Raw genomic sequence first — 24786 nt, 5'->3', positions numbered from 1 at the left:
AATGTAAAAGAGAGTGCAGAAACAGGTGTGAAAATACACGTGTTTCTGCACTCTCTTTTAGGTGAGCAATACCGGGTCGCTGAACGTGAAAACATTCCGGGTTAGCCAGCCGGATTTATGGCGGAATCATGGTCGCGTGCACTTGAGAGAATAGGGGAGTAGCAGGAAGATGTATCAGACTGCGCTGCGGACCAGGCCGCCATCTACGCGCAGACTGGCCCCGTTGATGGCCGCCGCCAGCGGACTGGCCAGGAAGGAGGCGAAATCGGCAATTTCCTGGGGCTGAATAAGGCGGCCGATAAGGGAAGTAGGCCGGTTCTCGGCCATGAAGCGCCGCTCGGCAGTCGGGTAGTCCGCTTCATCCGGGAACACCTGGCGGATAAACTCCGCCACGCCCGGGGTGTGGGTGGAGCCGGGCAGCAGCGCATTCACCGTCACGTCTGTGCATTTCGTCAGCTCGGCCAGGCTGCGGGCAATGGAGAGCTGCATCATCTTAGTGGCACTGTAGTGCGCCATTTCCGGGGCCGGATTCAGAGCCGATTCGCTGCTGATGAACAGGATCCGGCCGGTACCGCGCCCGAGCATGCCGCGCAGGTAGTGGCGGCTCAGGCGCACTCCGCTCAGGATGTTTACTTCGAACAGCCGCTGCCAGGCCTCGTCGGTGGTATCGAAGAAGTCGGTGGCTTCATAGATGCCCAGATTGTTGATGAGCACGTCTACCTCGGGGTACTGGGCCCGGGTATGCGCGGTGCCTTCCAGCGTGCCGTTGTCGGCCACCAGGGGCAGCAGCCGGGCCGCCGGAAACTCCTGCTGCAGCTGCCCGATGGCCTGCTCTACGCTGGCTGCCGTGCGGCCGTTCACAATAACGCGGGCGCCTTCGCGGGCGAAGGTGCGGGCCATTTCCAGGCCGATGCCGCCGGTAGAGGCGGTAATGAGAACTGTGTGGGTGCTGAGCTGCAAGTCCATGGGTAAAGCGGTAAAAGAGGTGAGACCGGCCCGCCGGAGCAGGAATGGTTGAACGGCTTTACAACACGGAACGAGTGCCTGGCGGTTGAGCTTACTTTACGGAACTACCAGCACTTTTCACGGATTTTGAGGGCAGCTCGCCCACAATCGGCCCGCTGGCGCGCACGGCTGAGGGACTCTGGCCGGTGTGGCGGCGAAAAAAGCGGGCGAAGTAGGCCGCGCTGGCGAAGCCCAGCAGCCGGGCCACCTCGGCTACCGGCAGGGCCGTTCCGACCAGATAGGCGGTGGCCGTACGCAGCAGCAGCCCCTGCACCACGGCTCCGGCCGAGCGGCCCGTGTGGGCGCGCACCATGTCGTTGAGGTGGTTAGGACTTACGTGCAGGCGGTCGGCGAAGTGAGCCACGGAGGTCTGGCGCACCGGCAGCCGGGCCAGGTCCTCGTCAAGCAACGCCAGAAACGCGTTGGTGAGCGCCACGCCGGCTGAGTGGCGCTGCTCCGCCTGGGGGCTGACTTGCTGATACAGGGCATAGGCACGCTGGAGCAGCAGCTGCAGCTGGGCCCGCAGCAGGGCGGCGTGCGCGGCGGGCCCGGCCAGGTAATCGGCTTCCATGTGCTGCAGCAGATCCAGAAAATAACGGGTCTGCTCGGACGTGAGCGGTAGGGTACTGGCGCCGCCGCCCACGCGGAAAAATGGCAGGCTGCGCAGCAGGCCCTTATCGGCGCGGTCCACGTTGAAGAAGTCTTCCGAAAAAGCGCAGAAATAGCCCTGGTGGTCGGGTACGGTGGTCTGCCAGCTGGTGATGGTGTGGGGCCCGATGAAGCAGAGCATGTTTTCGCGCACGTAGTGGGTTTCGGCCCCGAAGGTGTGCACGCCCTCTCCACCCGTCACGATGAAGATCAGGTAGAAGTCCAGGCGGTTGGCTTCAATGGTATCCTTGCACTTGTAGCGAAAATCGTCGCGCCGGTGAATCTCGAAGTGCTCAATGGTGGTGCTGCCGCTGGGCACGGGGGCCAGGGAGCGGCCCTCGCCCTGGAAGAACAGCTGATGGTAGGCTCGGCCGGACAGCACCGGAACGGCAGGGCGTTTACCTGAGGGCGTTTTCATGGACGATAACAGGTAGGGTAGGGTAGGGTAGGGTAGGGTAGGGTAGGGTAGGGTAGGGTACCGGGCCGAGAGCGGATGTAGTGGATACGGCAAAGCTACCCAGTTTGGGCAGCCCGCACCAGTGCCGCCGGGCAGCACACGCTGTGGTCATTGGTGGAGCTGCGCTCGAAAAGGTCCAGCCGCTTGTATCCGTGCCGATAGTGATGCTACCCTGGCCTGAGTGGAGCAGCGCTATCTATTACAAAAACCACGACAACCTCTGCCGCCGGTTTGCTTTACTTCAGCCGGGGCTGCACGCTGCGAGACGTCTGTTGCTCCGGCTAGGTGGTAACCGAAAGCACGCAGCGGAGTTGTCGTGGTTTTGGTAATAGGTGCCCACCGGCTGCGGGCCGGTGAGGTAGTAGTGGCTGCGTGGTTTTGGTAATAGATAGCGGGCGTAAAACAGGAAGCCCGCTGCCAGAATATCCGGTCGGTAGCGCACTTGTGCAATGCTTATAAATATATTGTAATCAAATATTTACGAATAGTTGATTACAGCTGAAAAGTAAGTATGTGGGGAGCGGGTGTGGGTCGGCATCTATTACAAAAACCACGACGGCCGCGGCCCGCCCCCCGGTGCCTACCACCTTATCCCACGTGGGGGCCGGTTCCGGAGGTTTTTCATTATCCCTTTAAAAGCCTTTTTCAAAAAAACGACCTGTTTAAACCTGGTTGTTTCCTCTGTTTATAAGGTTTATAGGTTTATAGGTAGTGTAACTAACTGATAGTGAGGTTATGCGGAGGGTTATCTATTACAAAAACCACGAACATCTATTACAAAAACCACGTGGACCTATTACAAAAGCACGAAGGATCTATTACAAAAACCACGCAGAAACGGCCGGCATCTATTACAAAAACCACGCAAGCCTATTACAAAAGCACGACGACCTATTACAAAAACCACGCGGGGGGCAAAGTGTCCGCAGTAGCGGGTCGGCGGGAGCCCGCGCATCTATTACAACTCCTCAGGCTTGTAATAGAACCGGGGAAGCCCCATCTTTACTTTCCCCACCGCCGCTATTCACTATGCAAGCCACACTATTTGACCCGCCCCGGCCGGAAGAGCCGATTAGCAAGATTGTTGTGCAGCACAACGCGCTGGTAAATGCGCGGTTTGATTTATCGACGGTGGAGATGCGCCTATTCATGGCTATGCTTTCCCGCATCGGGCGCAATGACAGCGAGTTCCGGGAGATGCGCATTCCGCTCACGGAGATTGTGGCCTTGTCCGGGCGCCGGCCCAGCGGCAAGGACTACCAGCAGGTGGCCGGCATGTGCGACCAGCTGGTGAGCCGGATTCTGCACATTGAGCGGCCCGATACGGCCCGCAAAACCACCCGGCGCACCAACTCCCCGGACTTCGACAAAATACCCCTGATGGCCTACGCCAAGTACCGGGGAGAGGAAGGGGCACTGTACGTGCGCTTCAACGATGAGGTGATGCCCTATCTGCTGCAGCTGCAGCGGAACTTCACCAAAGCCCAGGTAGTGCAGCTGCTCAAGCTGAAAAGTCCGCATTCGTACCGGATTTACTGGCTGCTGAAGGAGTACGCCGCCTTTGGCAGCCGTGCAGTGGAAGTGGAGGAGCTCAAGCGCCTGCTCAGCCTGGAGGGGCAGTACAAGCAGTTTCCGCTGTTCCGGCTGCGCGTGCTGGACCGGGCCCGGCAGGAGCTGGGCGAAACGGACCTGCCGTTCACCTACGAGCTGGTGCGGGAAGGCAAGTCGGTGTCCGTTATCCGGTTTAACTTTCCGCCCGTGGCCGGCCAGCCCGATACGATGCTGCTGGAAGCTTCTGCCGAGGCGGCCGACTGGGAGGCCGCATTGCACCAGGCAGGGCTGGCGGCCAGCAGCCGCACGGCCATTGCCGAGCTGGTAGCGGCGGGGCAGGTGATGCCGGAGTACGTCCGGTTTGTGGTACGCACCCAGCGCGACAAGCACCGTCTGGGCAAGGTCAAGAGCCTGGCCGGATCCATCTTCTCGGCCGTTACGAAGGGACATCTGCTGGGAGAGTTTGAGGAGTTTACCCGCCGGGCTACCCCAGCCCGGCCGCCGGCTGCCAAAGCCAAAAACGCCGCGCAGGAGGCAGTGCGGTTCCGGCTGGAGGAAGTAGAATCCATGTACCGGACCCTGGTGGCTAAAAACCTGCACAAGGGCTGCTCCTTCGACGCGCACTTGCAGCAGGTGTACCTCAGCCAGGGCTTCAAGTTGGTAGAGGATGCCGGGCAGGGCCAGTGGCTGGTCAAAAACCCGGGCTAGCTGCAGTGTCTGCCCATGATGGCATGTTTACTGTCCGCGTCAGTGGGCCATTGGATGGGTAGCTGGTAACCCGGATGCCCGGTCCCCGGCTACGGATAGCGGCGAGGGACGTGCACGGTGCGTCATGGGCTGATCCGCGGCTGGCGGTGGAGAGGGTACACGTGCCGGATTTCTTGCGGAATCTATCGGAAGCGGGCTTGGCTGTGGGCATCGTCCGGCCGTGCACGAGCTGGCCCAGCGCCAGGCACCGAAGACGGAGCAAACCGTATCGGCCGCTACCAAGACAGTGGAGCCCACTCCGGCCAAAGCGCAAACCGCGCAGGCGAAACCGCGGGGTCCGCGCCGCTAGCGGGCTAGCTTCTTGCATACCAATCCTATCTGCCCCCGAGCCCGGAAGCTCGTTTCCTCGCTTCGTTTTTCCGGGCATTTTCCGGCCTAATCCATCCCTAAGCCATGGAACACGAGCTGACCTTTCAGAAAATTAAGGAGCAGGTGGAACTGCCCGAGCTGCTGAGCCACTGTGGCTACACCCTCAAAAAGGGAGAGGATCTGGGCCGGGATAAGATACTCGTATTCGAGGGTAACGATACCCTAGCCGCATACTCGGCCAGCCGGATCCTGTGGCTCCGCACCGGGTCAGATGGGCGACATCACCTACCTGCCGCGCCAGAGCGGCGGCTGGCTCTACTTGGCTGTGTGGCTGGCCCGTTGTTCGCGCAAAATCGCCGGTTTGGGTGCTGCCGCGGCAACTCGTTGGACGTGGGCGACACGATGCCGGCATACATGGTGAGCGAAGCGCTGCGCCGGGCCCTGGTGGTATGTAGGCCCCCGGCGGGTCTCATCGTGCATTCCGCCTTAAGTGACGCTGCGGCGTCATCTTGGGCAGCCCGTACATGACCACCCGATTCAAGGACTTGCTGGCCCGCTATAGGACCGTGCAAAGCATGAGCCGGTGCGGCAACTGCTACGACAACGCCCACGCCGAATTCTTTTGGAGCCGTTTCAAAGCCGGGTGGCCCAACGGCGGCATTTCTCGCGGCTTGGCCGGAAGCCAAGCTCGGAATCAGTCACTACAACGCCTGCTACAATGCCTAACGGTCCATTCATCAATCGGTTATCTGTCTAATAACCACTTATAAACCAGAATTCAAACAACGGTATAGCTCTGCTTAGTTTAGCTAGACCACCACATAACCTGTTGCTCTGTCGCCGGTCCGTCCAAGGCATCAAGCAGCCTGGCTGTTCTCTGCTACAGATCACGCCACACGCGCAGGCGCGGCCCGGTGGCGCGCGGGGCCTGGCCGGGTAGTACAGTTGTCACCACGTCGGCACGCAGGTGCAGGCTCAGCAGGTCGCGCTGCAGGCCGCCGCCTACTTCCAGGTAATGGCCCAGCGCGGCGGTGTGCAGGTAGTGGACCGAGCCGACTTCCTGCAGCTTAAGGGTGCGCAGCAGCGGCACCCGGTTCAGCAGTACGCCCCGGAAAAACTGCTGGTAGTGGCCTTCCAAAAACTGCCGGCGGGTGCTGAAAGCGTAGTAGTCGAGCAGCTGGAAGCGGCCGAAGTTGGTGGGCAGTATCGTCTGGTTGCCAGCAAAGTGGCGGTAGTCCATGAACTCCAGGCGGGGCGAGCCCAGAAAGCCGCCGCCCGTAACCGAAAGCTGCCCTACCCCCAATCGGCCCAGGGCCTGGGTGTGGTCGAGCCCGGCCAGGACCTGCGTGTAGCGCACATCTGCCCCTAGTATCCCGCCCAGGGCCTGCACCGCGCGCAGGCGCAGCAGCGGAAAGCGCGAGCCGAGCATGATGGTTTTGTCGGGCTGGCTGATGTACTGCTGGCCGGGTTTCCAGCTCAGCTCCAGGGCCAGCGTGAGGGCCTGGCTGCGGGAGGCGGCGGGGCCGGATTCCTGGCTCACGGGCTCGTTGGAAGTAAACTCCCGGCCGGGCACGTCGATGATGCGGGCCGCGCTATGGTTCTGCAGGCGCAGGCGGTCGGCCCAGGCCACCTGGGTGTACAGGCGCAGGCCCGCCGTCAGGTCGCGGCCGTACCCAAGGGATATATCCTGCAACTGGTAGAGCTTAGCCAGGTTGCGGCTGCGGTAGAGCGTGTAGTGGGTGTTGACGAGCGGGGTAAGCTGGGTCCGGTCGTTGAAATCGACGATGCGGCGGCCTCCGCCCACTTCCACCACGGCCCGCCGCTGGGGCTGGTACTCGTAGGAGACGGCCAGATAGGGGCTCAGCAGGCGGGCCGCCGCCCCGTAGCGCAGGGCCGGCCGCAGCTGCAGCACGCGCCCGCCACTGAGCTGCTGCTGGTAGGTGCCCAGGGCGTGGATTACGCCGCCTTCCACCGTGTTGTAGGCCAGGCACTCGCCCAGGGGGGCTACCTGCAAGCGGCGCTGCCGGAAGGAGTTGTTCCAGGTGTAACCGGTCAGCAGCAGCCGGCTTATATGAATCCGGTTCTGGCGGCGGTCCACCGAGTCCTGGTAGGCCCGGGAGCTGCGATGGGCTTCCAGACTGTCGCGCAGCCGGTAGTCGCGCTGCTCGTCCAGGGTCAGGGGCACGGGCCGGATCTGGTCCCAGTAGGCGGCGCTGCGGGTGTTGGCCCCGGCCTCCACGCGCTGCACTTCGCCGGGGCGCAGGTCCAGGCTATCGGCCGGCAGGGCCGCCCGCCGGACCTGCTGCCGGGCCCGGCGGGCCAGCCCGCGCAAGGCGGGCCCGGGCAGAGGGGCCTGTGGCTGGATGCTATTCGCGGCCGATTGGGTAGCGACCGGGGCCGTCATCTCATCAGCGGGCCGGCGGGCGAAGGTGGGCACGACCTGGCGGTAGTTCAGGTACACCAGCTGGCTGGTGCCACCCCCCTTTATGCCCAGAAAGGAGAAGCTGAACTGGAATTTCTGCGACTGTAGCACCCACACGTCGGGGCTGCCGGGGGCGGGCATATACTGCTGCTCTACGCGTAGGCTTTCAAACCCATCCTTGAGCAGCTGCGGACTGACCGTCAGCTGTACGCTGTGCAGGCGCCAGGTGCCGTCGACGAGGTAGATCATCCCGCTGTAGGCCGGGGTCTGGGGCCGGCGGGGCGCTACCCGGATCTGATGCAGCGTCAGGCCATCCTGGCGGGTGGTGCCTATCAGCTCGTAGGTATAGTAGTGCAGGGCCCCGTCGGCGATGGGCGACACCAGGGCCTGGGCGGCAATGTTGACGCGCTGCTGGTTCTGGTAGATGGAGAACTGGTTGCTGGCCCGGCCACGGCCAAACTCCTGGCTGCGGCCGCTCACGCGGGTTGACAGCACCCGCTCCTGCACCGGCCCGGGCTGGCGGAAGCCAAGCTCGGTAACGGTTTCCTCCAGGCGCAGCACTTTGGGGTCGGTGCCCGGCTCGGGGGCGGGCAGCCGCATACCCAGCAGCTTGCCGGGAATTTCGCGCAGGCCGAACACGCTTTTGAGGTAGGTGCGGGCCCGGTAGGCGGCCACCTCGCGCTGGTGGTAGGGGCGCCAGCGTATGGCCTGCTGCACTAGGGCGTAGGCCGGGTCACGGTCGGTGGAGCGCACCACCACTTCCCCAAGCTGCACGCTGAGCTGGATCAGGGCCACGTCGAGCACGGCCACTGAGTCGCCGGCTGGCACGCGCACCGAAGCAGTCTGCGTCTGGTATCCCACGTATTGGAATACCAGCTCGTGGCGGCCGGCGGGCAGGCGTAACTGATAAGCACCCTGCTCGTTGGTGGCGGTGCTCAGAGCCGTGCCGCGCACGGCGACGGCGGCAAAGCCCAGGCCGGCCCCGGCCTGGTCGCGCACGTGGCCCCGCGCCAGGCCGGCGCGGGCGGGCAGGCTGAAGACCCAGGCAAAAACGGTTATTAACAGAACAACGCGTACGATAGAGGACATAGGCAACAGGTTAGAGAGGCTCAAACCTATTGCGCCGACCGTGGCCCCGTCCGGTTTTTTCAACGAATACGGGCTGGATAATGGGCAACACACCGGTTGAGCTTACCACCCGGAAGGCGGCGGGGCGAAGCCGCATTGGTTGCCGATGCGGGCAGCTTGGTAGCCGGTTGAAGCCAATTGGTTGAAAAATCTGACCCTGGCCGCCGGGCTTGTTACTTTTAGCGCTTCACTGGCCGCCCGCTGCGGCCCCTTCTCCGCTTCCGGATGCCTTTTTTGCCTGATGTTCTGCCCATACCGCGTTTCCGGCCGCCCTCGTCGGAGCAGCCGCTGCTGCCCCGGGCCGAAGCAGCGCAACCTATTCCGGCATCAGTGCACCTGCTGCTGTGGGGATTGATGCTGCTGTGCAACACCCTGTTCTGGGGGGTGGCCATGCGCCGCCAGTCCTGGTCGTGGCCTTTGGCGGCCGCTGACGTGGCGCTGACCTGCGGGGCTTACGCGGCGCTGTTTTACGGCAACTGGTACGTCATCATTCCCCGGTACCTGTCCCGCACCTCGCTGACCCGGTTTCTGGGGGTACTGCTGCTGGCGCTGTCCCTCACGTTTGCGGTGCGGATTGCCAGCTGCACGGTGCTGAATGTCCGGACCCGCCCACTCAGTGAAAAAATTGTCCGTCAGGTGGCCACGATGACGCCCAGCGGGCGTGTGGGATTTATGCTGGGCGTTAACATGAATGACGCGGGCGGTGGGGTGGCCATTACCTCGCTGCTGGTGCTGCTGCTGAGCTTTTACCTGCGGCTGACGGCCGACTACCAGCACGAGCAAACCCGTCGCCAGCAGGAAAACCAGCGCCGCGAGGCATTGGAAAAGCAGCACCTGGCGGCCGAGCTGAGTTTGCTCAAGGCCCAGATCAACCCGCACTTTCTGTTCAACACGCTCAACAACATCTACTCGCTCACCAGCGAGGAGTCGGCGGAGGCGCCGGCGGCCGTGGCGGTGCTGCAGCTGGCTGAGCTGATGCGCTACCAGCTCTACGAATCGGCGGCCGACCACGTGCCGCTGGAAAAGGAGATTTCGCACATCCAGAGCTTTCTGAGCTTGCAGCGGCTGCGGCTGCCGTCGGCCGCAGCCGGGTGTCTGCGCTTCGACATCCAGGCGCCCGAGGCGGCCCGGTTTCCGGTGGCACCCATGCTGCTGCTGCCGCTGGTGGAAAATGCCTTTAAGCACGGCGACCTGCGCGCCCGCCCCCACGCCGTGGATCTGCGCCTGACGCTGGCCGCCGACCGGCTCACGTTTGCCGTGCGCAACGACGTGCGCCGCACCGCCGAGACTTCGCCCGGCAAGCCCGGCGGCGGGGTCGGCCTGGTCAACCTGCGCCGCCGCCTGCAGCTCCTGTACCCGGACCGGCACCACCTGCACGTGGCCGAAGCCAATGGGCACTACCACATCACCCTTACCCTGGAAGCGGCCAGCGCCTACGCTGCGCCCACTCAGTCCGGTCACACGGCCTCCCACCGGGCCTTTTTGCCCGGCTGAGGGCAGTGGCCTGACGCCGCCGGGCCTTAACCGGGAATGGGCGGCCTGTCGTTGTTTCCCGGTGTCGTCCTTTCCGCGCCTACTCACTACCTTCGGCCTTCTACCGTATACTTCCCACCGGATCCGCGCTATGGATAGCTCTCTGTCTGCCGCCTGCGGGCTCACCTGCCTTATCGTGGATGATGAGCCGCTGGCCACGGCCATGCTGCAGCGCTACTGCGCCCAGATGCCGGGCCTGCAGCTGGCGGGCGTGTTCCACGATGCGCTGGCCGCGCTGGCCTTTCTGCAGACCACGCTCGTTGACCTGGTGTTTCTCGATATTGAGATGCCCGGCCTCACCGGCCTGCAGCTGGCGCGGGTGCTGCCCCCCGGCCCCCGCCTGATCCTGACCACGGCCTACGACCAGTATGCTCTGCAGAGCTACGAGCTGGGCGTGATTGACTATTTGCTCAAGCCTATCGGGTTTCCGCGGTTTGTGCAGGCCGTCACGCGTGCGCAGAGCATGCTGGCCCCGGCTCCGGCCGCGTCAGCCGCCGCGCAGGCCGGAGAGCGGGCGGCGGAAGCCATGTTTGTGAAAAACGAGCAGCGCCTGCAGCGCGTGGCCTTCGACGACATCCTCTACATCGAGGGCATGAAGGAGTACCTGATGCTATACACGGCAGACGGGGGCAAAATTCTGACCCTGCAGTCGTTTAAACGGGTAGAGGAGGTGCTGCCGGCCCAGCGGTTTGTGCGCATCCATAAATCCTTTTTGGTGGCGCTGGACCGCGTCGAGCACCTGGAGCGCAACAAGGTGCAGATCGGGGGGCGCCTGTTGCCTATAGGCGAAACGTACCGGGACGCGCTCATGCAGCAGATCCGGGCCTGCAATCTGCTGTAGTCGATTGTCAATGATAGTTAGCGCAGCCCCGGGGCCAGGCGCCCGATAAAGTTGGGCTGCGGGGCCCTACTGCGCCGGACAGGTAAGGCATTGTGCTGCATTAGGCTCCAGCCAGCCGCTTGTCGCAGTCATTATAGCAGGTTGCTATGCTCAAGCAGTATCATCGTTAATAATCACTGCTGGCCCCAGCCCTGCTAGTACAATCTGGGGACCTCTCAGAAAACGAAATAAATAGCACGTTAAGGAATTTGACCTACGAATAGGCACAAAAATCATTCGGTTACCTTAGCTACTGCCGCTTTTCAGTGACTGTGGATGACGACGCCTTGGTGACGCAGGTATTTATGGAGCGTGACTTTGGCGTTGCGCAATTTCGTTGACGCCTACTTGCTGCTCCTTATATAGTCAGCGGTGGAAATGCGCCGGCTACTCAGCCCATGCTCATTACCCAGCCCCACGTCTACTCTATAATTTATCCTGAGGAGCCGGAGATCTTTCCCCCGAAACCCGTCAAATTCCTCCGGAACCGGCTGAGATGCGACGCACAGTGCTGGAAATGATTCCTGCCGCAAAAGCCAATGACGTGTATACTTCAAGCTCTTGTAAACGTGGGTATTGCCTTCTCAATACCCACGTTTCTCTGCTTTTTACTAGGCTGTGTCTGAAAAGTCATTTGCAACTCGCTGAACGTCATACTGAGCTTGCCAAAGTATCTCTACCGCTTTATCAGACGGTTCACCCGAAGCGGTAGAGATGCTTCGGTAAGCTCAGCATCACTGTTTTGGAGTTTTCAGACACAGCCTAGTGCATCCGAATAGAGAGTGCATGTGCGACGACCGAAGTAAGTTAATCTGCTGGATTTCCTTGTCACTTATGTCGTGCAACTACCGCTGCCAGGGGCCCTGAGGGCCGAACCAGCCGGCGCAGGTCGGCGTAGCTGAGTTCCACGGATTGCGGGCCCATCACGTACGGGGCTATAGTGTACTCGTTCCAGGTGAACTCCAGCCCGGCGGGAGTCAGCACAAACCCCTCTGCCGGCAACGGCACCAGCTGTTGCGGCCGCCCGGCCTCGTCCAGCCACCGCTGCTGGCCCTCCTCCTGCTCCCCCCGGTAAAAGTCGCCGTAGCTGGGATCGGCCAATAGCCGGTTCGTTAGTAGCTGCCGCAGCGGCTGCTCATAGCCGGGGCGCAGCAAATCGGCTAGGCGCAGCTGGCTACCCGTCCGCAGGTCAAAGGTCATCGAGGTGAAGTGGTGGGTGGGGTGTGGGGCGCCGAAGGCAAACACCACTTCCAGCGAAGTCACGGACAGCAGGTGGTCGGCATTGTAGCTTACCCAGGCCGATTTCTCGGTTTCGGTGCAGTCGCCCACGTTGTCGGCCACCTGCCGGGCCACGTAGGCCTCCAGCTGGGCGGGGGGCACCGGCAACAGCTGCTGCTGGATCCGTTGGAGGGCGGGGCTGCTCCCGGTATCGAGCAACTGCACTCCTTGCAGCGAAAATTTCACGGCCCGGCCCGGAATACCGCACACGGCAGAGTCGGCGGGCAGCTGGCCTTCGCGGCTGAAGCCGACCTGCTCGTAGCGCACGGCCCCGGCATACTCCTACCGCAGCGAAAACGGCAACTGCCGTCGGCCATCGGGGCTGCGCCAAGTGCCGCTGAGCACCGGGCCGGCGGGTTGCACCGCCTCCCAGGTGCCGCTGCTGGTTGCAGCGGTTCCTTCGCGCAGCCGCAGTGCCTGTCCTGGCCCCGGAGACTGCGCCCGCAACGGCACTAGCCCGCCATGGCGCGCATAGTAGTATGAGCCGACCGTGGCGGTATCCTCGAAGGTTAGCTCAACTACCACCGGATAAGACCCTACCTGCCCGGTATAGCGCCGCCACCCGCGGAAAGGAGCCGAAGCCGGCTTTTCTGCGGGGAGTTGCCGGGCGGTTGGTGATGCGGACGGTTGTTGGATTGGCTTATCAGGCTGACAGGCCACCAACAGCGGCAGCAGCAACAGGCCGACATACCGGCCGGATAGGGGTAGAGACATGATGGGGGATACGCCTATTGATTACTGCTCCAGTCTATTTGGTGGCGGTGGGGTATATGATCCGATGAAAGATACCGTCACGTTAGCGGAAACTGGTCGTGCGGCTTTTCTCCAGCGTTTTGAGTAAGGTAAGCAGGTCGGGGCCTTCCGGGTAGCGAAAGTTAACAAAGTACCACTGCCGTGCCGTGCCGCCAACCTCTGCCAGCACGGCCCGCTGGCCCGCGGTGCCGGGAACCACGCGGCGAATCTCGACCATGTACGTCTGGCCCTTGCGAACTACTTTCCCTACGCGGTAATAGGGGTCTGGGTCCTGGCTGTTGAGGAACGGATCAAAGTCGAGGCCGACTAGGTCATGCGCTACCTTGGCCTGGGCGGCAGCATCGGCGCGGAGCCGGCGGCGCAACTCCGGGCTGAAGCAATTCGCCTTCTTCTCAAGGGCCGTCTGCCAGGTTCTGCCAGCGCCGCCCGTCGAGGCTTTGGGAAGGTACCAGCCGTAAAAGGCCTGCACGAACGTGCGCACAGAACTGGCAGTTTCGGCTACGCCTGCCTGTTGTGCCTGCCCGGCAAACGGTAGCAGTAGCAGCCAGCTGGACAAGAGTAGACGCCATTTTCTCATGGCCGGCCGCGGAATCTGCTGCTTAGCTTTTGCTGAAGGATGTGTGCGCATCTTCTTGATGAATCGGGGAAAGATAGCAACGGCTTCTGCTTTCTTTGCATGGCCTCATTCGCTGCCTATTTTTATCCCTTCCCTCTGCTCAATAACTTTCCATGACCACGTGTGATCTGCTGACCACCTACGAAAGAACCGGACAGCTAAACGAACAAGCTCTTGCAGTGTTAACGGACGAGGAAGACGAGTCGGAGGCGGGCCTGCGCCTCTATCACTGCTACCGGCAACGCCCTAATATCACGTTTGCCCGCGCCCTGCTCACCACCCTGAGTGCCCGCTACGTGCAGGCTTACACCCAGGGCGGTGGGGCCACGACGGAAGGGCTGCGCCTGGCCGGCTACCTTATCGCCCTGCACGGGGACGTGCGCGACGCCCTGCTGCTCTGGCGCACCAAACAGCTGAGCTTTGACACGGCCTGCGAGTTCGACATTCAACTCGTCGCCTTTGCCGGCATTGAACAGACCTTGGACTACTTGCAGTCTGTGCCCGACCCCGACGCGGCCGCGGCCGTGGACTACTTACAGCGGTGCCAGGCCGCCGGTGATTTTGATGAGCTGGCGGCGTACTTTTCCCCCGACAACCTGCCCTATTGGATATAATGCTCCAGGGTCCTGGCGAGTCACCCGATTGCCAGGCACCACCGTGGCCGCTTCGGGAAAGGCGAGCTAGGGACTTGCTCCAATGGCTGATGCATTGTCCATTACCTTGTCAGAATTCCTGACGGCCATAACTTGCTACATGTGGAAGCCGATTTTCTTAACCGTGGCCGGTGTACTAGCTATTCCTGTCCTGCTGTTGCTGAGCCTGTGGCTGTATCGCGCAGGCGGTGGGCTCGTGGATGATCTTCAACACCGGTTTCTGCCTCCTACCCGGGTAACCGTTACCTGGCCCAGTGAGTGGGGCTGCGACGAGTTCCAAGAAGCCTATCGGGTGGTGAAAATCGAGTACCCCACCAGCGCAGTGCGTCGCCTCTTTTTCGGTACCTCCCTGCTCGTACCCTACCCGCGTGGTAAGGCCGGCGATACGACTGCTTTTTACCGCTACTACCAGCACCGCGTCCGGCACGGAAAGGTTGATACCGTGGTGGTACGCGGCCGTTTTGGCTACGACATTGGGGTAGGAGAACGAGGAATGCTGTATCAATGTGATGACATTCCGTATTTCGATATCAGCGAAGTGTACTCAACGAAGGGTAAAATACTCAAGCGCTTCAACTGATACCCACCAGTTAGTCTGCTCAGTTATGGTAAGTGCTGTAACCGTTAAACCGCGTTTTGCCAGTCTGACAGTTTACACTAAACCTGACATCAAAGCTTATCGTTGTGCTTGTGCAAGCATGCTTAGTACCCCTCGGCCAAGAGCACTGGCATCCTCCGCGGATACCACCAACGGCTGACCGATGTTCATAGAAGAGCCCACGGCGTTAGTCTGGGTAGCCCACAGTTCAAACTGACCGTTGGAATGGTCGATCGCGCATACGGTACAGTCCTTGAAAAAAGCACGCCTGGAACGGGTACCCAAATGCACCAGCCATTGCTGCTCCCATTGTTTCCAGTCGGTGGGGTGAGCCACCCCAGTTCGGGCGTGGAGCACTAGCTGCCGCAAAGAATTGCCCAGTTCAGAGGGCTCCACAGGACACAGGAATTGCTGTACGGGTGTCGCCAAGTCTACCACGAACATGCGTTGGGTAGTGCAGGCATGTACTTCCAAGAGCAGAAAGCCTGGCTTCTGATAAACGAGAACAGACTGATGAGACATTGAAGAGCATCAAAAAGTATGGGGCAATGAGACTAAGCAGTTATTGCCGGGGCTTAGCTGACAGTGGTCAGGAGCTTGTTGACACCTAATGTCCCCCACGTTTTGATGCTCTCCGACTTCTTGTGTTAAAAATAATGCGCTCATGTCCAATCGACTCTTCATCTGCCTGTTTTGGGCCGCCCACCTTTTGATAGCGTTCCTATTACCGGCAGTATTTGCATTCCTGATGTACCAGGGAGGGGATGGAAATTTGCCAATTATCTTGTTCTGGGCCTGGGAATTATTGACCCTGATGCTGCTTTTCTGGGTAGTAGGGCTCTTGGGGTGGCGGCTGTGGCAGCGGCGGTGGGGTCGGTCAATCGGGCTGGCTCTGCTATTGGGAATTGACGTGCTAGTTGTGTTAGGGTATCATTTTTTGTTTGCCGTTGCTGGCATGGCAGCCGGCCCTAACTAAATGAGCAGAAAAAAGTGCGGCTTGTCATTCTAATAGTACCATACTCGTCGCCGCCCATTCCGCGCAACCAAAGTCACCACGATTTCAAAGTGGTAGGTATACCTGAAGTTATGCTCAAAAAGGATTCCGGGGATCAAGAATCGGTGAACCCCAGTCTATGAATTTCATCACGCAGTTTTACCTTCGTCATTATCTTGTTCCTCCAAACTCCTGCCTCTTATCAAATAGTGCTATGAAATCTATTGTTACCCTTGCTATTACCCTCACGCTGGGGACCAGCTGCTCGACTGTCACGGAGCTCGCGCCCGTCATTACTAACCAGCAGCTACAGTGCCTGAATAAGCCAAAGGAATTTGTACAGCAGGCAATTACTGCCAATAAGCAAACCTTCGTGGGGCAAGAGCAAGGTGTGTTTTTGGTCAAAACTACGGACGGCCGCCTACTTGGCTACCTCTTCGAGCAGGGCGAATGCTCGACCGTAATGACGCATATCCCGGCTAATGGGCTCGCGCAAGCCGAGGCATTCATCGCAGCTGAAGTTAAAAAGAACTTTGGTCCGATGTTTCGCACCTCCGACAACGTATCCTACAAGTATTACACGGCCCCTATCGGGCAGAACGCGGACACTTACTTGGTGGCCCAGGCCCTAAACTGATTAGATGCTATTCCTTCCCTGCATGTCGGTAGGTGAAAGAACGGCTTTCGGTTGTAAGCGAGAAAAATTTCCGGAGCGGAGTCTACTTATAGCTTGCCGTGCCGGTACGCCGGGCTCATGATCAGCCCGCGGGGACGAGGCGTTATGGCCTTACGTGCTAGCATGAAGGCGAAAACACCTCATCTTGACCGAAGAGTATTCGTCACGCAGTACATATTCCCGCAGCAAGTTTTAGCTCGTGCCATCCTTCTCAAACCTGTGCGCCGAACTACTCGGTTTTCTGGTGAAACGCTTATACAACCATATGTGTAGGCATATCAAAAACGGCACTGTTAAGAATAAGGGAGCATACTGTACCAGCAACCCTGGCTCATCGGAAAGTGATAATAAGGCCTCGGAATTCCAATCAGCGTGCCTCGATATTTCATAAATACCGTTTCCTATCATATAGTAGGGCACCCAGATGAATGCCCAGAGTATCCGATAACGTATTATACCCCACACCAATCCAACAAGCAGCGCCACTGCGGGAACAATCAACTTTAACAGCAGGATCCACCACAGAAGCACCACGAGCCAGGTTACCCAGCTTGCCGAGGTAGAAGACAGCAACAGGGAGCCGAAAATGGGGAGCATGATAGGCTGCTTATAAAGTAGCTATGCTGTGGGAGCAAGGAAGTAATGGAAGCTATTTATCAGGGATAGTTGCTCCTTGATCGGCCCTAGTTGCCCGCCCGTTACAGGCTGACAATAACGGACCGAACTGCCTATCGTTCACTTCTCTTTGCTACTGGATGCGTTTCAGCCCGGCGCCATGATTTCGGACTTACGCTTTGGCAGCACTGCGGGCTAGATTTAACAACACCCCAGCGAGGGGCAGATACGAGCAGAATGGTACCAGCCAGGCGTACGACATGTAGGCGAAATCTCCGTTGACCCCGTGGCCAAGCCAGGCCGGCAGCACCGCTAGCGCCACGGCCACGACCTTCGCGGGAGGAGAGGCGGTCGGCCGCGAGAGGAATAAGACGGGAAGCAGCAGGGCCAGGGCAAACAACACCGACAACATGGAATAAAACATGCTACTGGCTGTGTTTTCTGACAAGAACAGGGTTAACAGCATTGTTGTAAATGGTTATATGGTACGTGATAGAAGGGCTAGGTCGCGGCTTCTTTTTCGGGGGTACTTCCTAGTGAAACAGAAAGCTACAGGAAGATATATTCTTTGCTCTCCTTGGCGGCAGGAGTAAGTACGAGTACTGCCACGAGCAGCGCTAAAAACAAGAGTCACACCATGAAGCGGGTGGAGTAGCTATACTCCTCGTAGAGCATGCGCTCCGGCCACACATACACGCCTATCCCAGCTAGCACCAGGGCGAGCAGCAGACCTAAGGGCTTCTGCTCGGACGTGCGCCGGTTGTGCAGCAGAAAATAGAAAGAAACGCCGTAGAGCACGACCACGGGCACTGCTCTCATTATTCCCACGGCCAGCGTAATAGCAGAGCCTTCATCGAGGAGCAGCAGGGCGTAAGGCATTGGCATAGTGGGGCTAGAATATGCGCTTAGTAGACCGTTTGTGAGCAGCGAGCAAACAGGCGAGTTGTCGCCCTTAATTGCCCACGCGCTGGTAGCGGCCTTGACGCAGGCGGTAGGTGCCTTCCGCCAGTTCCGTCGACGTGGTATCGGTATCGGTGGCGTCACCGCTTACGGTATAGCCGCCCAAATGCAGGGTGCGTCCCTGGTCGCGCACGCGGTAGCTGCGGGTAACCTCCAGTTCCTGGCTGCCGACTTCCGCGCCGTTTTCGTCTTCGCAGCCACCTAGCATGGTTTCGCTACGCCCCACCCGCTCGTTGAGCAGCCATTGGTCGTGGAGCAGGTCGTACACCTGCAGGTAGGTAGCCGATTCGCCGCTGGCGCAGCGACCGGCTCCCATGTTACCGTGCACGGTGGTGAGCACCAGCAGTTCGGCGTCGGCGTGGGCATACAGCTGGTGTTCGACGCCCCCGAACGGGTTAGCGTGGCCCAGCATCATACACCGAAACGCACCATCGGGCCGGAATTCCAGCAGCGCTACCTGCTGCTCCCCGACCAGATACAGTTTTCGGGCGCTGCGGGTGGGCAGGTGTACCGGCCGCGGATACCCGCGCGGTCGTTCTCCCGCGGATGTGGTCGACAGAACGGAGGCGGAGTCGGCCAGAAACGCGTGCAGCAGGCAGTAATTCGTCAGCCAGGGACTCCACTGGTTGAACACGTACGGCCCTACCTGGTCTACCCGCTCGGCATCCGCGCCGAGCAGCTCATTGAGGGTTTCACCCAAGTCGCAGTACCGCGCGGCCTCATAGTCGGGCTGTAAACGGGCCAACGAATCAATGATGGGTTGGGCCCGCTCGGATGCATTCTCAATGCGCCGGTCGATGACCGGAGTAAACGAAACAAACCGGGCCGGCAAGGCAGCGTTGGCGGGGGATAGGGCCGGCTGCGCTGGGCCGGGCGGCACGGGGAGTGGGGGGCGCTTTTCCGTCTGGGATGGGTTGCAGGCCAGTAGCCCTGCTAGCAGCAGAAAAAGAACTCGGGTTACCCACCTGCTGGAGAAAAATGGCTGTTTACTGCGCATATTCCTTCCCGAAGCAGTCCAGCCATACTTCCTGCCCCCCGGTGGTGGCCAGGGTAATGCCCTGAGAAAAAGGCTGCACGTTGGTATACTTGAAGGGCGTGAGCAGCTTGCCCTGGTAGTCGAGCACCGCATAGGCCGAGCCGTTGGACACCCAGATGACCCCGTTGCTGGCGGGCCCTACCTGCGTTACCTCTGCCGGCAAAATCTGCCGGCCCTGCTCATTAACGAGCAGCAACCCCCGCCCGTAGCCCGTCACTGAGCCAGCAGAAGCAGGCAAGGTGGCTGGCTCACTGAGCCAGTGCAACAGCGACAGGCCCGGCGCCAGGATTTCAAGCTTAAACACTTTCTTGCCCTCCGCCTTATAATCAGGCAGAGTCGTTAGTACGCGACCAGTGCGGCCCAACACCAACTGACCATCCGGTTTGCTACCAATAAAGGTTCGACCTGGGCCATTGTAAATGCGAGTGTAGGCTAGTGGTACTACTACCTGGCCCGTAGCTGTAACGAGGCCCTCGAGTTTATTCTTTCGGACCAGAAACAGCGAATCAGGCTGGTGGGGCAGCACCTCGTCATAGGCGGCATTGGGCGGCACGGCCCAGCGACCGGTCGTGTCCAACAAACCGGCTTTGGTGGCCGTGCGCACCTGGTAGTAGCGCCCCCCGTAGGCCGTGGACACCCCGGTAATCTCCTCGTCGAAGGGTTTCTGCCCACTGGCCAGGATCAACTGCGGCCGGGTCTCGTAGGAGCTCTGGTAGGAGAAGATACCATGGCCTAGGTAGGCGGGCGCTTGCAGGGATACAACGGCCATACCGGTAGGACCCTGCGGCCCGTAGCAGACGTAGCGAAAGACAGTTGTATGCGTGGCCGAGTCGCGGCGGGCCTCCAGCGCCAGGGCGTAGCGCTGATCCCCGGTCGGGTACACCTGCGGACTACGGGCCGGAATAACCAGCCGGCCCTGGTAGAGGGCGCCGCGCTGCGGTACCTGCTGGGGACCCAGTGGGGCATCCTCTACCACTGTCCAGCGTCCGTGTTGCTCGAGCCGTTCGTAGAGCGGGGGCGTGATTTCGCGGAACGTGGTATCGAGCAGGCCCCAGCGCTCCACCCATTTCCCGTTGGGCGCCGCCCCCAGCCGGACGCGCCGCATGACGGCAATGTAGGGGTCCGACTGACCGCGCGTAATCTCTTTGTACTTACCGAAGGGCACGACCACCCGGTCGTGCACGTCCACGGCCGCCGCACTCTGCCGCTCATTCGACCAGCCCGCCCAAAACCCACCGAAATACGCGCGGGCAATCGTGTCGGCGTGGGCCCGGCTAAGCCAAGTCACCCGCCCCGCCCGGTCGATGGCGCCCTTGCGCCGGTCGATCATGGAGACGGGCGCATAGCCCTGCCAGTACCCATCGATGTGGTGAAAGGTGGGGGGCACCACTTCCCGCAGCTGCGCGTCCATCAGGCCCACTAGGCCCGGTAGTATGTACTTATCGTCCTGCGTAGTGTAGGGCCCGGAGGCGGGCTTGCTGGTCCGTACCGAGTCGGGTAGCTTCACGATGGCCAGGCCCTGATGCCACTGCTCCTGAATGGAGGCGTAGGGAGTAGCGCGCAGCAGGTGACCAACAGAATCAAAGAGGGTAATGGTGCGCCGGCCGGTGGCGACCACCATCCCATTGGGGGCCTGCGTGAAGGTTTTAAAGTGGCCGAGTTCCTGACCCTGCTCGTTGAGCAGCACAACCGGTAAAGGTCCCGCCTGATTCGTGTACCAGAGATGGGGCGCGCGGAAATAGCGCTTGATGGGCTTAGCGTAGCGGGGTTCAACCAATACCCTGCCCTGCGGGCTCATCAGGCCCCAGGCGGCCCCGCGCCGGAAGGGAATGCTTGAGGCCGTGACGCGCTGCTCGTGGGTAACCGGCCTGGGCAAGGGCTGCGCCCGGGCAGAGAGGCTCAGGAATGAAATGAATACGCCGCTGAGCAGGGCGGGCAGCTGGGTGCGTTGGGAAGAGGGCATAAACGATACTGCGTCGGCCTACCTTATAGAAGATGAAGGCGCTGGATACGGCAAATAGGGAAGTGAGGAGTGCTTCGAAGGTACACAGCCAGTTGCTGGCTGACAACAGCCTACGCTCCCTCCACTTGCCACTTGCCATTCCGGAAGCGCCAGTGCTCGGCATTGACGTAGTACCGGGGCAGATAGAATACCCGAAGGCTGCGCAACGGGTTAACAGCTACCCGCCCCAACCCTGGTGCTGCAGAAAAGCAGACAAGTAGGGGCTTCAGCGCACCACGCGAATCGTTGCGTTACCTGAGTCGGCAACGTAGACTGCGCCATCCGGGCCCACCGCCACACTCCAGGGCTGGCTTAAGCGGCCGGCAGCTCCCTGACCGTCCGTGCTGCCCGGCTGGCCCGCCTCGCCCACCAGCGTGGTGACCACCCCAGCAGGTGACACCCGCCGCACCGTGCTGTTGAGCTGATCAGCCACGTATAGATTGCCCTGGCGGTCCAGGCTCAGTCCCGCTGGATGCTGAAAGCGCGCACTGCGTGCCAGCCCGTCCGCGTGGCCCGCCTGCCCGGGCTGCCCCGCCCAAACGCTTACCACGCCGGCCGCAGTAATGCGGCGAATCACGTGGCCCGAGCCATCACTCACGTACACGGTGCCGGCCGCATCGACGGCCAGGCCCGTGGGCGTGCCCAGCAGCGGATCCCGCGGCCCCATGTAGGTGGGCAGCTTCCCAACCAGCGTACTCACCTGGCCCTGGGGACTGATGGTACGCACCAAAGCATTAGATTCGTCTACAACGTAGACCGTGCCGCCCGGGCCCACTGCCAGGTGGGAGGGGTGACTGAACCGGGCTTCCGTTGCTTTCCCGTCCACAGCACCCCCGTCGCTGCCGGGGCGGCCCGCCAGCAGGCTGATGCTGCCCTGGGGCGTAATCTGGTAGATGACATTACTGCTGGCCTCCGAGACATACACGATGCCGGAGGGCGCTACTGCTACTCCCGTGGGATGGTGCAGGTACACAGACCGGGCCGGGGCGCTGGAGCGTTCCTGCCCCCCGTACAAGGTACTGACCTGCCCATCGGGGGCAATCTTACGCACGGCCATACCGCCGCCTTCGGCCACGTACACGCTTCCACCCGCATCGACGGCCACGGCCTCAGGGGCTTGAAACTGCGCCGTGGCGCCGGGCCCGTCGTCGCCGCCCAGGCGTACGGGTGCCCCGGCCCAGGTGCTCACCTGCCCCTGGGGCGAAATCCGCCGAATGCAGCTGCCCAGCTCGTCGGCAATGAAGAGGGTGCCGTCGGCTGCCCGGGCTAGGCCGTGCGGTAGCAGGAAGCGCGCCGTTGCCACCGGCCCGTTCCGGGAGCCCGTTTGGTCGCCCTGGCCGGCCAGGGTGGTGACCTGCCCGGCCGGCGACACCCGCCGGATTACGGCGTAGCGCTTATCGGCCACGTAGAGCGTCCCGTCGGGGCCCAGGGCTAGGCCGGTGGGGTTGCCGAGCTGACCGTCGGGGCCAGTACCATCCTCGAAGCCGCCTCTGCCCGCAGTGCCCACCCAGTCGCGTAGCACCCCTTGCGGGGAGATTTTGCGGATGACGCCCTGCCCATCGCCCACGTAGCCCGTGCCGGTGGGGTCGAATGCCAGGCTCACCAGCTCCATGCCCCGGAACCGGGGTGCCTGGCTGGCCACGGCCAGGTACTGCTCAGTGCTGAGCCAGGTGCGCACCGCCCCCGTTGCCGGGTTGATGCGGTAAATACTGCCCTGGTTTTCATCGCTCACGTACAGGTCGCCGCCCGGTCCCCACGCAATGGCCGTTGGCTTGACCAGTTGCAGGGAAGCAGAGTTCTGAAAGGAAGAAGACGGGCTGGTTGGGTGGCCTACCACGGTGCTCACCGTGCCGTCGGGGGTGATCTTGCGCACCGCCTGATTGCCCTGATCCACTACGTACAGTGTGCCGGTCGCATCCACGACCACCCCCACCGGCCGGTTAAACCGGGCCTGTGGTCCGCTGCCCTGCGCAAATCCTGGCCGGCCGGTCTGCCCCGCCAGGGTGCGGACGATGCCCTGGGGGCTGATGGCACGGATGGTTTCATTCTTCGTGTCGGCCACGTAGAGGGTGCCGTCGGCCCCCAGGGCCAATCCCCGGGGCCAGTTAAACCGCGCCTGCAAGGCGGGCCCATCGGTGCTGCCGGGGCTACCGTTTGGGGGCACGCCGGCCAGCGTGCTCATCCGACCGGCATTTGCTGGCTCAGTACCTTTTTGGGCTGTAATTGGCAGCGCAGTCGTGAGCAGAATAAACATAGCCAGCCAGCTGGCCAGCCGTGGAAGAGCGAGAGAATACATGTAGAAGATGGTAGTTGATAGCGGGGAGTTCCTGCAAACTACTTATCCCACACCGTAACACACTGCGCTTGGTGGGTAATAACTGCTTATACCTACCCCCCCGATAACCGGCTGCTTCCCATCATCTCCGCCTTATTTAAAAAATGTGCGTTGAGAGTATTGGCAGCCGTAACACGAAAGAAGGTGCCGTACCTTCAATCTGTGCAGTACACATGAAGAAATCACGCAGCCCTAACGGCCCAGGCTGCGTGATTAACTTTACATTGCTTACGCTGATCCTTATTGCTTCCTACTGCCAATGGTCTTAACCCTACTTCTATCAGAGACTACCTCCATCTCGCTGGCTGGCTTCTTGCTGTTAGCCCTCCTGATACTTGTTCTAAGTTACCCCCTTTTCTGGCTGGCTCGAGCGAAAGCATCAACGGCGGCTAAGACCACTGCCCTGGTGCTGGCCTTGCTTCTGATTTGGTTAGGCAACGCGCTAAGTGATGACCTTGGAGCAGGAGTCATGTTATTTTCGTGTATCCCGTTTGGATTAGTCGTGTTCAATTTATCGCGCACCACAGCCGGAGAGAAGCAGCCGCTGCGCTAAAACGACTCGTTTCCAGCTTTGATTCTCCTGTCTCGCCCATCCAATCCAGTAACTCGTTTACCGCTGACACACACTACCGTTGCGGCCATAATACGTAGCGTTTAGGCAACACATGTGCTGTCTAGCCCACCTTGGTATTGGAAGGCGCCTTTAGTGAGAAGCTGGTACGGGTACTAGAACCAGGATGCGTACCGACACGGGCTGACCGTTCATGCGGCCGGGATGTAGTAGCGGCAACTCTTCCACGGCTTGCAGCACTGCTGCCTCTGCCCGCGTGTGAGCGCCAGTCTCGGGTATCTCTCCGTATTGAATCTGAGCCTGGAAAATACCTCCGTAGGGGCCAACGATGAAGCCGACTGGAATGGTATCTGGCTGTAATTCCGTAGGATCCAAATGGGGTGTTGCCGAGCGGCTGAGTAAGTGGGCCAGCTCGCGGTACGACTCGCGCTGCTCAGGTCGGAACTCCGGTTTGCCGGTGAGGCTGGGCATCTGATCGGCTGTATAATACGGCTGGGTGGAATCCCGGCCCGCGTAAGGATGCGCGCGGGCAATGGCCTGTCGTTGAGCCAATGCAGCGCGGGTGAGGGCTGCTCGCCGGGCCTTTATCCGCGCTTGCTCTTGCTCCTCGGCGGCCTGCTGATCGGCAGGCGATACTGCACGGGTACTATGGCCACTCACTTCGTAGATAAAGAAAGCCAGCACCCCCACCGGGGCCAGGCCCAGTAGGATGGCTAGCACGTGGCCGAATTTGCGGGAGAAGCATCCGGCAACCAGCCCGCAGAAACCCAGGGACAGACTAAAGAAAATCAGCAGGTAAGAGCCCTCCTGGAAGTCGTCCTGGCCTCTGGAGAAGGACATGAACTCGATTAAGATCACGCCCCCCACGACAGCGCAACTCCCCACCAGGCAAAGCGCGAACAGGAGCAGGCTACTCATGCCCGAGGAGCGGGCGGGTAGTGAGTCGACTGGAATAAGCATACGAGGCGGCATCAATGGGGTAAGGTAGTAAGTGAGAT

The 24786-nt window shown here is 60.9% G+C and carries 19 protein-coding genes; 7 read left to right on the top strand and 12 right to left on the bottom strand.

Features of this window, described 5'->3' with window-relative positions:
- Nucleotides 1-174 precede the first annotated feature (174 nt).
- Both EI291_RS14685 and EI291_RS14680 read right to left on the bottom strand, forming a co-directional pair.
- Nucleotides 175-966: an SDR family NAD(P)-dependent oxidoreductase gene (locus EI291_RS14685; protein ID WP_125421389.1), complete on the bottom strand. Its 792-nt coding sequence runs from the start codon at nucleotides 964-966 to the stop codon at nucleotides 175-177.
- 91 nt (nucleotides 967-1057) lie between these two features.
- Nucleotides 1058-2071: a helix-turn-helix domain-containing protein gene (locus EI291_RS14680; protein ID WP_125421386.1), complete on the bottom strand. Its 1014-nt coding sequence runs from the start codon at nucleotides 2069-2071 to the stop codon at nucleotides 1058-1060.
- 1068 nt (nucleotides 2072-3139) lie between these two features.
- Here EI291_RS14680 and EI291_RS14675 point away from each other — a divergent pair.
- Complete coding sequence (locus tag EI291_RS14675) at nucleotides 3140-4369, top strand: replication initiation protein (RefSeq protein WP_170172654.1); 1230 nt, start codon at nucleotides 3140-3142, stop codon at nucleotides 4367-4369.
- A 453-nt stretch (nucleotides 4370-4822) separates the two neighbouring features.
- Nucleotides 4823-5266, top strand: a complete 444-nt coding sequence (locus EI291_RS22900) for a hypothetical protein (protein WP_125421380.1) — start codon at nucleotides 4823-4825, stop codon at nucleotides 5264-5266.
- Nucleotides 5267-5618: 352 nt separating this feature from the next.
- Here EI291_RS22900 and EI291_RS14665 read toward each other — a convergent pair whose 3' ends face one another.
- Complete coding sequence (locus tag EI291_RS14665) at nucleotides 5619-8249, bottom strand: DUF5686 and carboxypeptidase regulatory-like domain-containing protein (RefSeq protein ID WP_125421377.1); 2631 nt, start codon at nucleotides 8247-8249, stop codon at nucleotides 5619-5621.
- A 264-nt stretch (nucleotides 8250-8513) separates the two neighbouring features.
- Here EI291_RS14665 and EI291_RS14660 point away from each other — a divergent pair, with 264 nt between their 5' ends.
- Nucleotides 8514-9782 carry a sensor histidine kinase gene (locus EI291_RS14660; protein WP_125421374.1) on the top strand — a complete coding sequence of 423 codons (1269 nt, stop codon included), beginning with the start codon at nucleotides 8514-8516 and terminating at the stop codon, nucleotides 9780-9782.
- Between the two features lie 130 nt (nucleotides 9783-9912).
- Nucleotides 9913-10662, top strand: a complete 750-nt coding sequence (locus EI291_RS14655; RefSeq protein WP_125421371.1) for a LytR/AlgR family response regulator transcription factor — start codon at nucleotides 9913-9915, stop codon at nucleotides 10660-10662.
- A gap of 867 nt (nucleotides 10663-11529) precedes the next feature.
- On the opposite strand, the gene EI291_RS14650 is transcribed toward EI291_RS14655, so the two are convergent.
- The 3 genes from EI291_RS14650 to EI291_RS14640 form a co-directional block, all read right to left on the bottom strand.
- Nucleotides 11530-12246 carry an RsiV family protein gene (locus tag EI291_RS14650; RefSeq protein WP_125421368.1) on the bottom strand — a complete coding sequence of 239 codons (717 nt, stop codon included), beginning with the start codon at nucleotides 12244-12246 and terminating at the stop codon, nucleotides 11530-11532.
- 15 nt (nucleotides 12247-12261) lie between these two features.
- The gene (locus tag EI291_RS14645) at nucleotides 12262-12693 is read right to left on the bottom strand and encodes a hypothetical protein (RefSeq protein ID WP_125421365.1); all 432 of its coding nucleotides are present in this window, start codon (nucleotides 12691-12693) and stop codon (nucleotides 12262-12264) included.
- A gap of 82 nt (nucleotides 12694-12775) precedes the next feature.
- Nucleotides 12776-13288 carry a hypothetical protein gene (locus EI291_RS14640; RefSeq protein ID WP_148103414.1) on the bottom strand — a complete coding sequence of 171 codons (513 nt, stop codon included), beginning with the start codon at nucleotides 13286-13288 and terminating at the stop codon, nucleotides 12776-12778.
- A gap of 173 nt (nucleotides 13289-13461) precedes the next feature.
- On the opposite strand from EI291_RS14640, the gene EI291_RS14635 reads away from it, so the two are divergent.
- The 3 genes from EI291_RS14635 to EI291_RS14625 all read left to right on the top strand — a co-directional run bounded on the left by EI291_RS14635 (nucleotide 13462) and on the right by EI291_RS14625 (nucleotide 16230).
- Nucleotides 13462-13962: a hypothetical protein gene (locus tag EI291_RS14635; protein ID WP_125421359.1), complete on the top strand. Its 501-nt coding sequence runs from the start codon at nucleotides 13462-13464 to the stop codon at nucleotides 13960-13962.
- Between the two features lie 139 nt (nucleotides 13963-14101).
- Entirely contained in the window at nucleotides 14102-14581 is a 480-nt protein-coding gene (locus EI291_RS14630; protein WP_125421356.1) for a hypothetical protein, read from the top strand.
- Nucleotides 14582-15807: 1226 nt separating this feature from the next.
- Nucleotides 15808-16230: a hypothetical protein gene (locus EI291_RS14625; RefSeq protein ID WP_125421353.1), complete on the top strand. Its 423-nt coding sequence runs from the start codon at nucleotides 15808-15810 to the stop codon at nucleotides 16228-16230.
- 826 nt (nucleotides 16231-17056) lie between these two features.
- On the opposite strand, the gene EI291_RS14620 is transcribed toward EI291_RS14625, so the two are convergent.
- From EI291_RS14620 to EI291_RS14595, 6 genes are all read right to left on the bottom strand, one after another.
- Entirely contained in the window at nucleotides 17057-17350 is a 294-nt protein-coding gene (locus EI291_RS14620) for a hypothetical protein (RefSeq protein ID WP_125421350.1), read from the bottom strand.
- 164 nt (nucleotides 17351-17514) lie between these two features.
- Nucleotides 17515-17763 (bottom strand): hypothetical protein, encoded by a 249-nt coding sequence (locus EI291_RS14615; protein ID WP_125421347.1) that lies wholly within the window; start codon nucleotides 17761-17763, stop codon nucleotides 17515-17517.
- A gap of 73 nt (nucleotides 17764-17836) precedes the next feature.
- On the bottom strand, nucleotides 17837-18724 hold the full coding sequence (locus EI291_RS14610; protein ID WP_125421344.1) for a hypothetical protein: 888 nt from the start codon (nucleotides 18722-18724) through the stop codon (nucleotides 17837-17839).
- A 106-nt stretch (nucleotides 18725-18830) separates the two neighbouring features.
- Nucleotides 18831-20843, bottom strand: a complete 2013-nt coding sequence (locus tag EI291_RS14605; protein ID WP_125421341.1) for a WG repeat-containing protein — start codon at nucleotides 20841-20843, stop codon at nucleotides 18831-18833.
- A gap of 265 nt (nucleotides 20844-21108) precedes the next feature.
- Nucleotides 21109-23178: an NHL domain-containing protein gene (locus EI291_RS14600; protein WP_125421339.1), complete on the bottom strand. Its 2070-nt coding sequence runs from the start codon at nucleotides 23176-23178 to the stop codon at nucleotides 21109-21111.
- 742 nt (nucleotides 23179-23920) lie between these two features.
- On the bottom strand, nucleotides 23921-24628 hold the full coding sequence (locus EI291_RS14595; protein WP_125421336.1) for a hypothetical protein: 708 nt from the start codon (nucleotides 24626-24628) through the stop codon (nucleotides 23921-23923).
- Between the last annotated feature and the right edge of the window lie 158 nt (nucleotides 24629-24786).

It is taken from the genome of Hymenobacter rigui, from assembly GCF_003944715.1.
Classification (GTDB): domain Bacteria; phylum Bacteroidota; class Bacteroidia; order Cytophagales; family Hymenobacteraceae; genus Hymenobacter; species Hymenobacter rigui.
The sequence above is the reverse complement of the archived record's forward strand: the minus strand, read 5'-3'. Positions and strand labels throughout refer to the sequence as shown.

What these genes read in the sequence shown, in the direction of transcription:
- EI291_RS14680 (WP_125421386.1), bottom strand. Translation starts at nt 2,071, where the DNA reads ATGAAAACGCCCTCAGGTAAACGCCCTGCCGTTCCGGTGCTGTCCGGC.
- EI291_RS14645 (WP_125421365.1), bottom strand. Translation starts at nt 12,693, where the DNA reads ATGTCTCTACCCCTATCCGGCCGGTATGTCGGCCTGTTGCTGCTGCCG.
- EI291_RS14685 (WP_125421389.1), bottom strand. Translation starts at nt 966, where the DNA reads ATGGACTTGCAGCTCAGCACCCACACAGTTCTCATTACCGCCTCTACC.
- EI291_RS14675 (WP_170172654.1), top strand. Translation starts at nt 3,140, where the DNA reads ATGCAAGCCACACTATTTGACCCGCCCCGGCCGGAAGAGCCGATTAGC.
- EI291_RS14630 (WP_125421356.1), top strand. Translation starts at nt 14,102, where the DNA reads ATGTGGAAGCCGATTTTCTTAACCGTGGCCGGTGTACTAGCTATTCCT.
- EI291_RS14625 (WP_125421353.1), top strand. Translation starts at nt 15,808, where the DNA reads ATGAAATCTATTGTTACCCTTGCTATTACCCTCACGCTGGGGACCAGC.
- EI291_RS14620 (WP_125421350.1), bottom strand. Translation starts at nt 17,350, where the DNA reads ATGCTGTTAACCCTGTTCTTGTCAGAAAACACAGCCAGTAGCATGTTT.
- EI291_RS22900 (WP_125421380.1), top strand. Translation starts at nt 4,823, where the DNA reads ATGGAACACGAGCTGACCTTTCAGAAAATTAAGGAGCAGGTGGAACTG.
- EI291_RS14615 (WP_125421347.1), bottom strand. Translation starts at nt 17,763, where the DNA reads ATGCCTTACGCCCTGCTGCTCCTCGATGAAGGCTCTGCTATTACGCTG.
- EI291_RS14605 (WP_125421341.1), bottom strand. Translation starts at nt 20,843, where the DNA reads ATGCCCTCTTCCCAACGCACCCAGCTGCCCGCCCTGCTCAGCGGCGTA.
- EI291_RS14635 (WP_125421359.1), top strand. Translation starts at nt 13,462, where the DNA reads ATGACCACGTGTGATCTGCTGACCACCTACGAAAGAACCGGACAGCTA.
- EI291_RS14600 (WP_125421339.1), bottom strand. Translation starts at nt 23,178, where the DNA reads ATGTATTCTCTCGCTCTTCCACGGCTGGCCAGCTGGCTGGCTATGTTT.
- EI291_RS14665 (WP_125421377.1), bottom strand. Translation starts at nt 8,249, where the DNA reads ATGTCCTCTATCGTACGCGTTGTTCTGTTAATAACCGTTTTTGCCTGG.
- EI291_RS14660 (WP_125421374.1), top strand. Translation starts at nt 8,514, where the DNA reads ATGCCTTTTTTGCCTGATGTTCTGCCCATACCGCGTTTCCGGCCGCCC.
- EI291_RS14655 (WP_125421371.1), top strand. Translation starts at nt 9,913, where the DNA reads ATGGATAGCTCTCTGTCTGCCGCCTGCGGGCTCACCTGCCTTATCGTG.
- EI291_RS14595 (WP_125421336.1), bottom strand. Translation starts at nt 24,628, where the DNA reads ATGTCCTTCTCCAGAGGCCAGGACGACTTCCAGGAGGGCTCTTACCTG.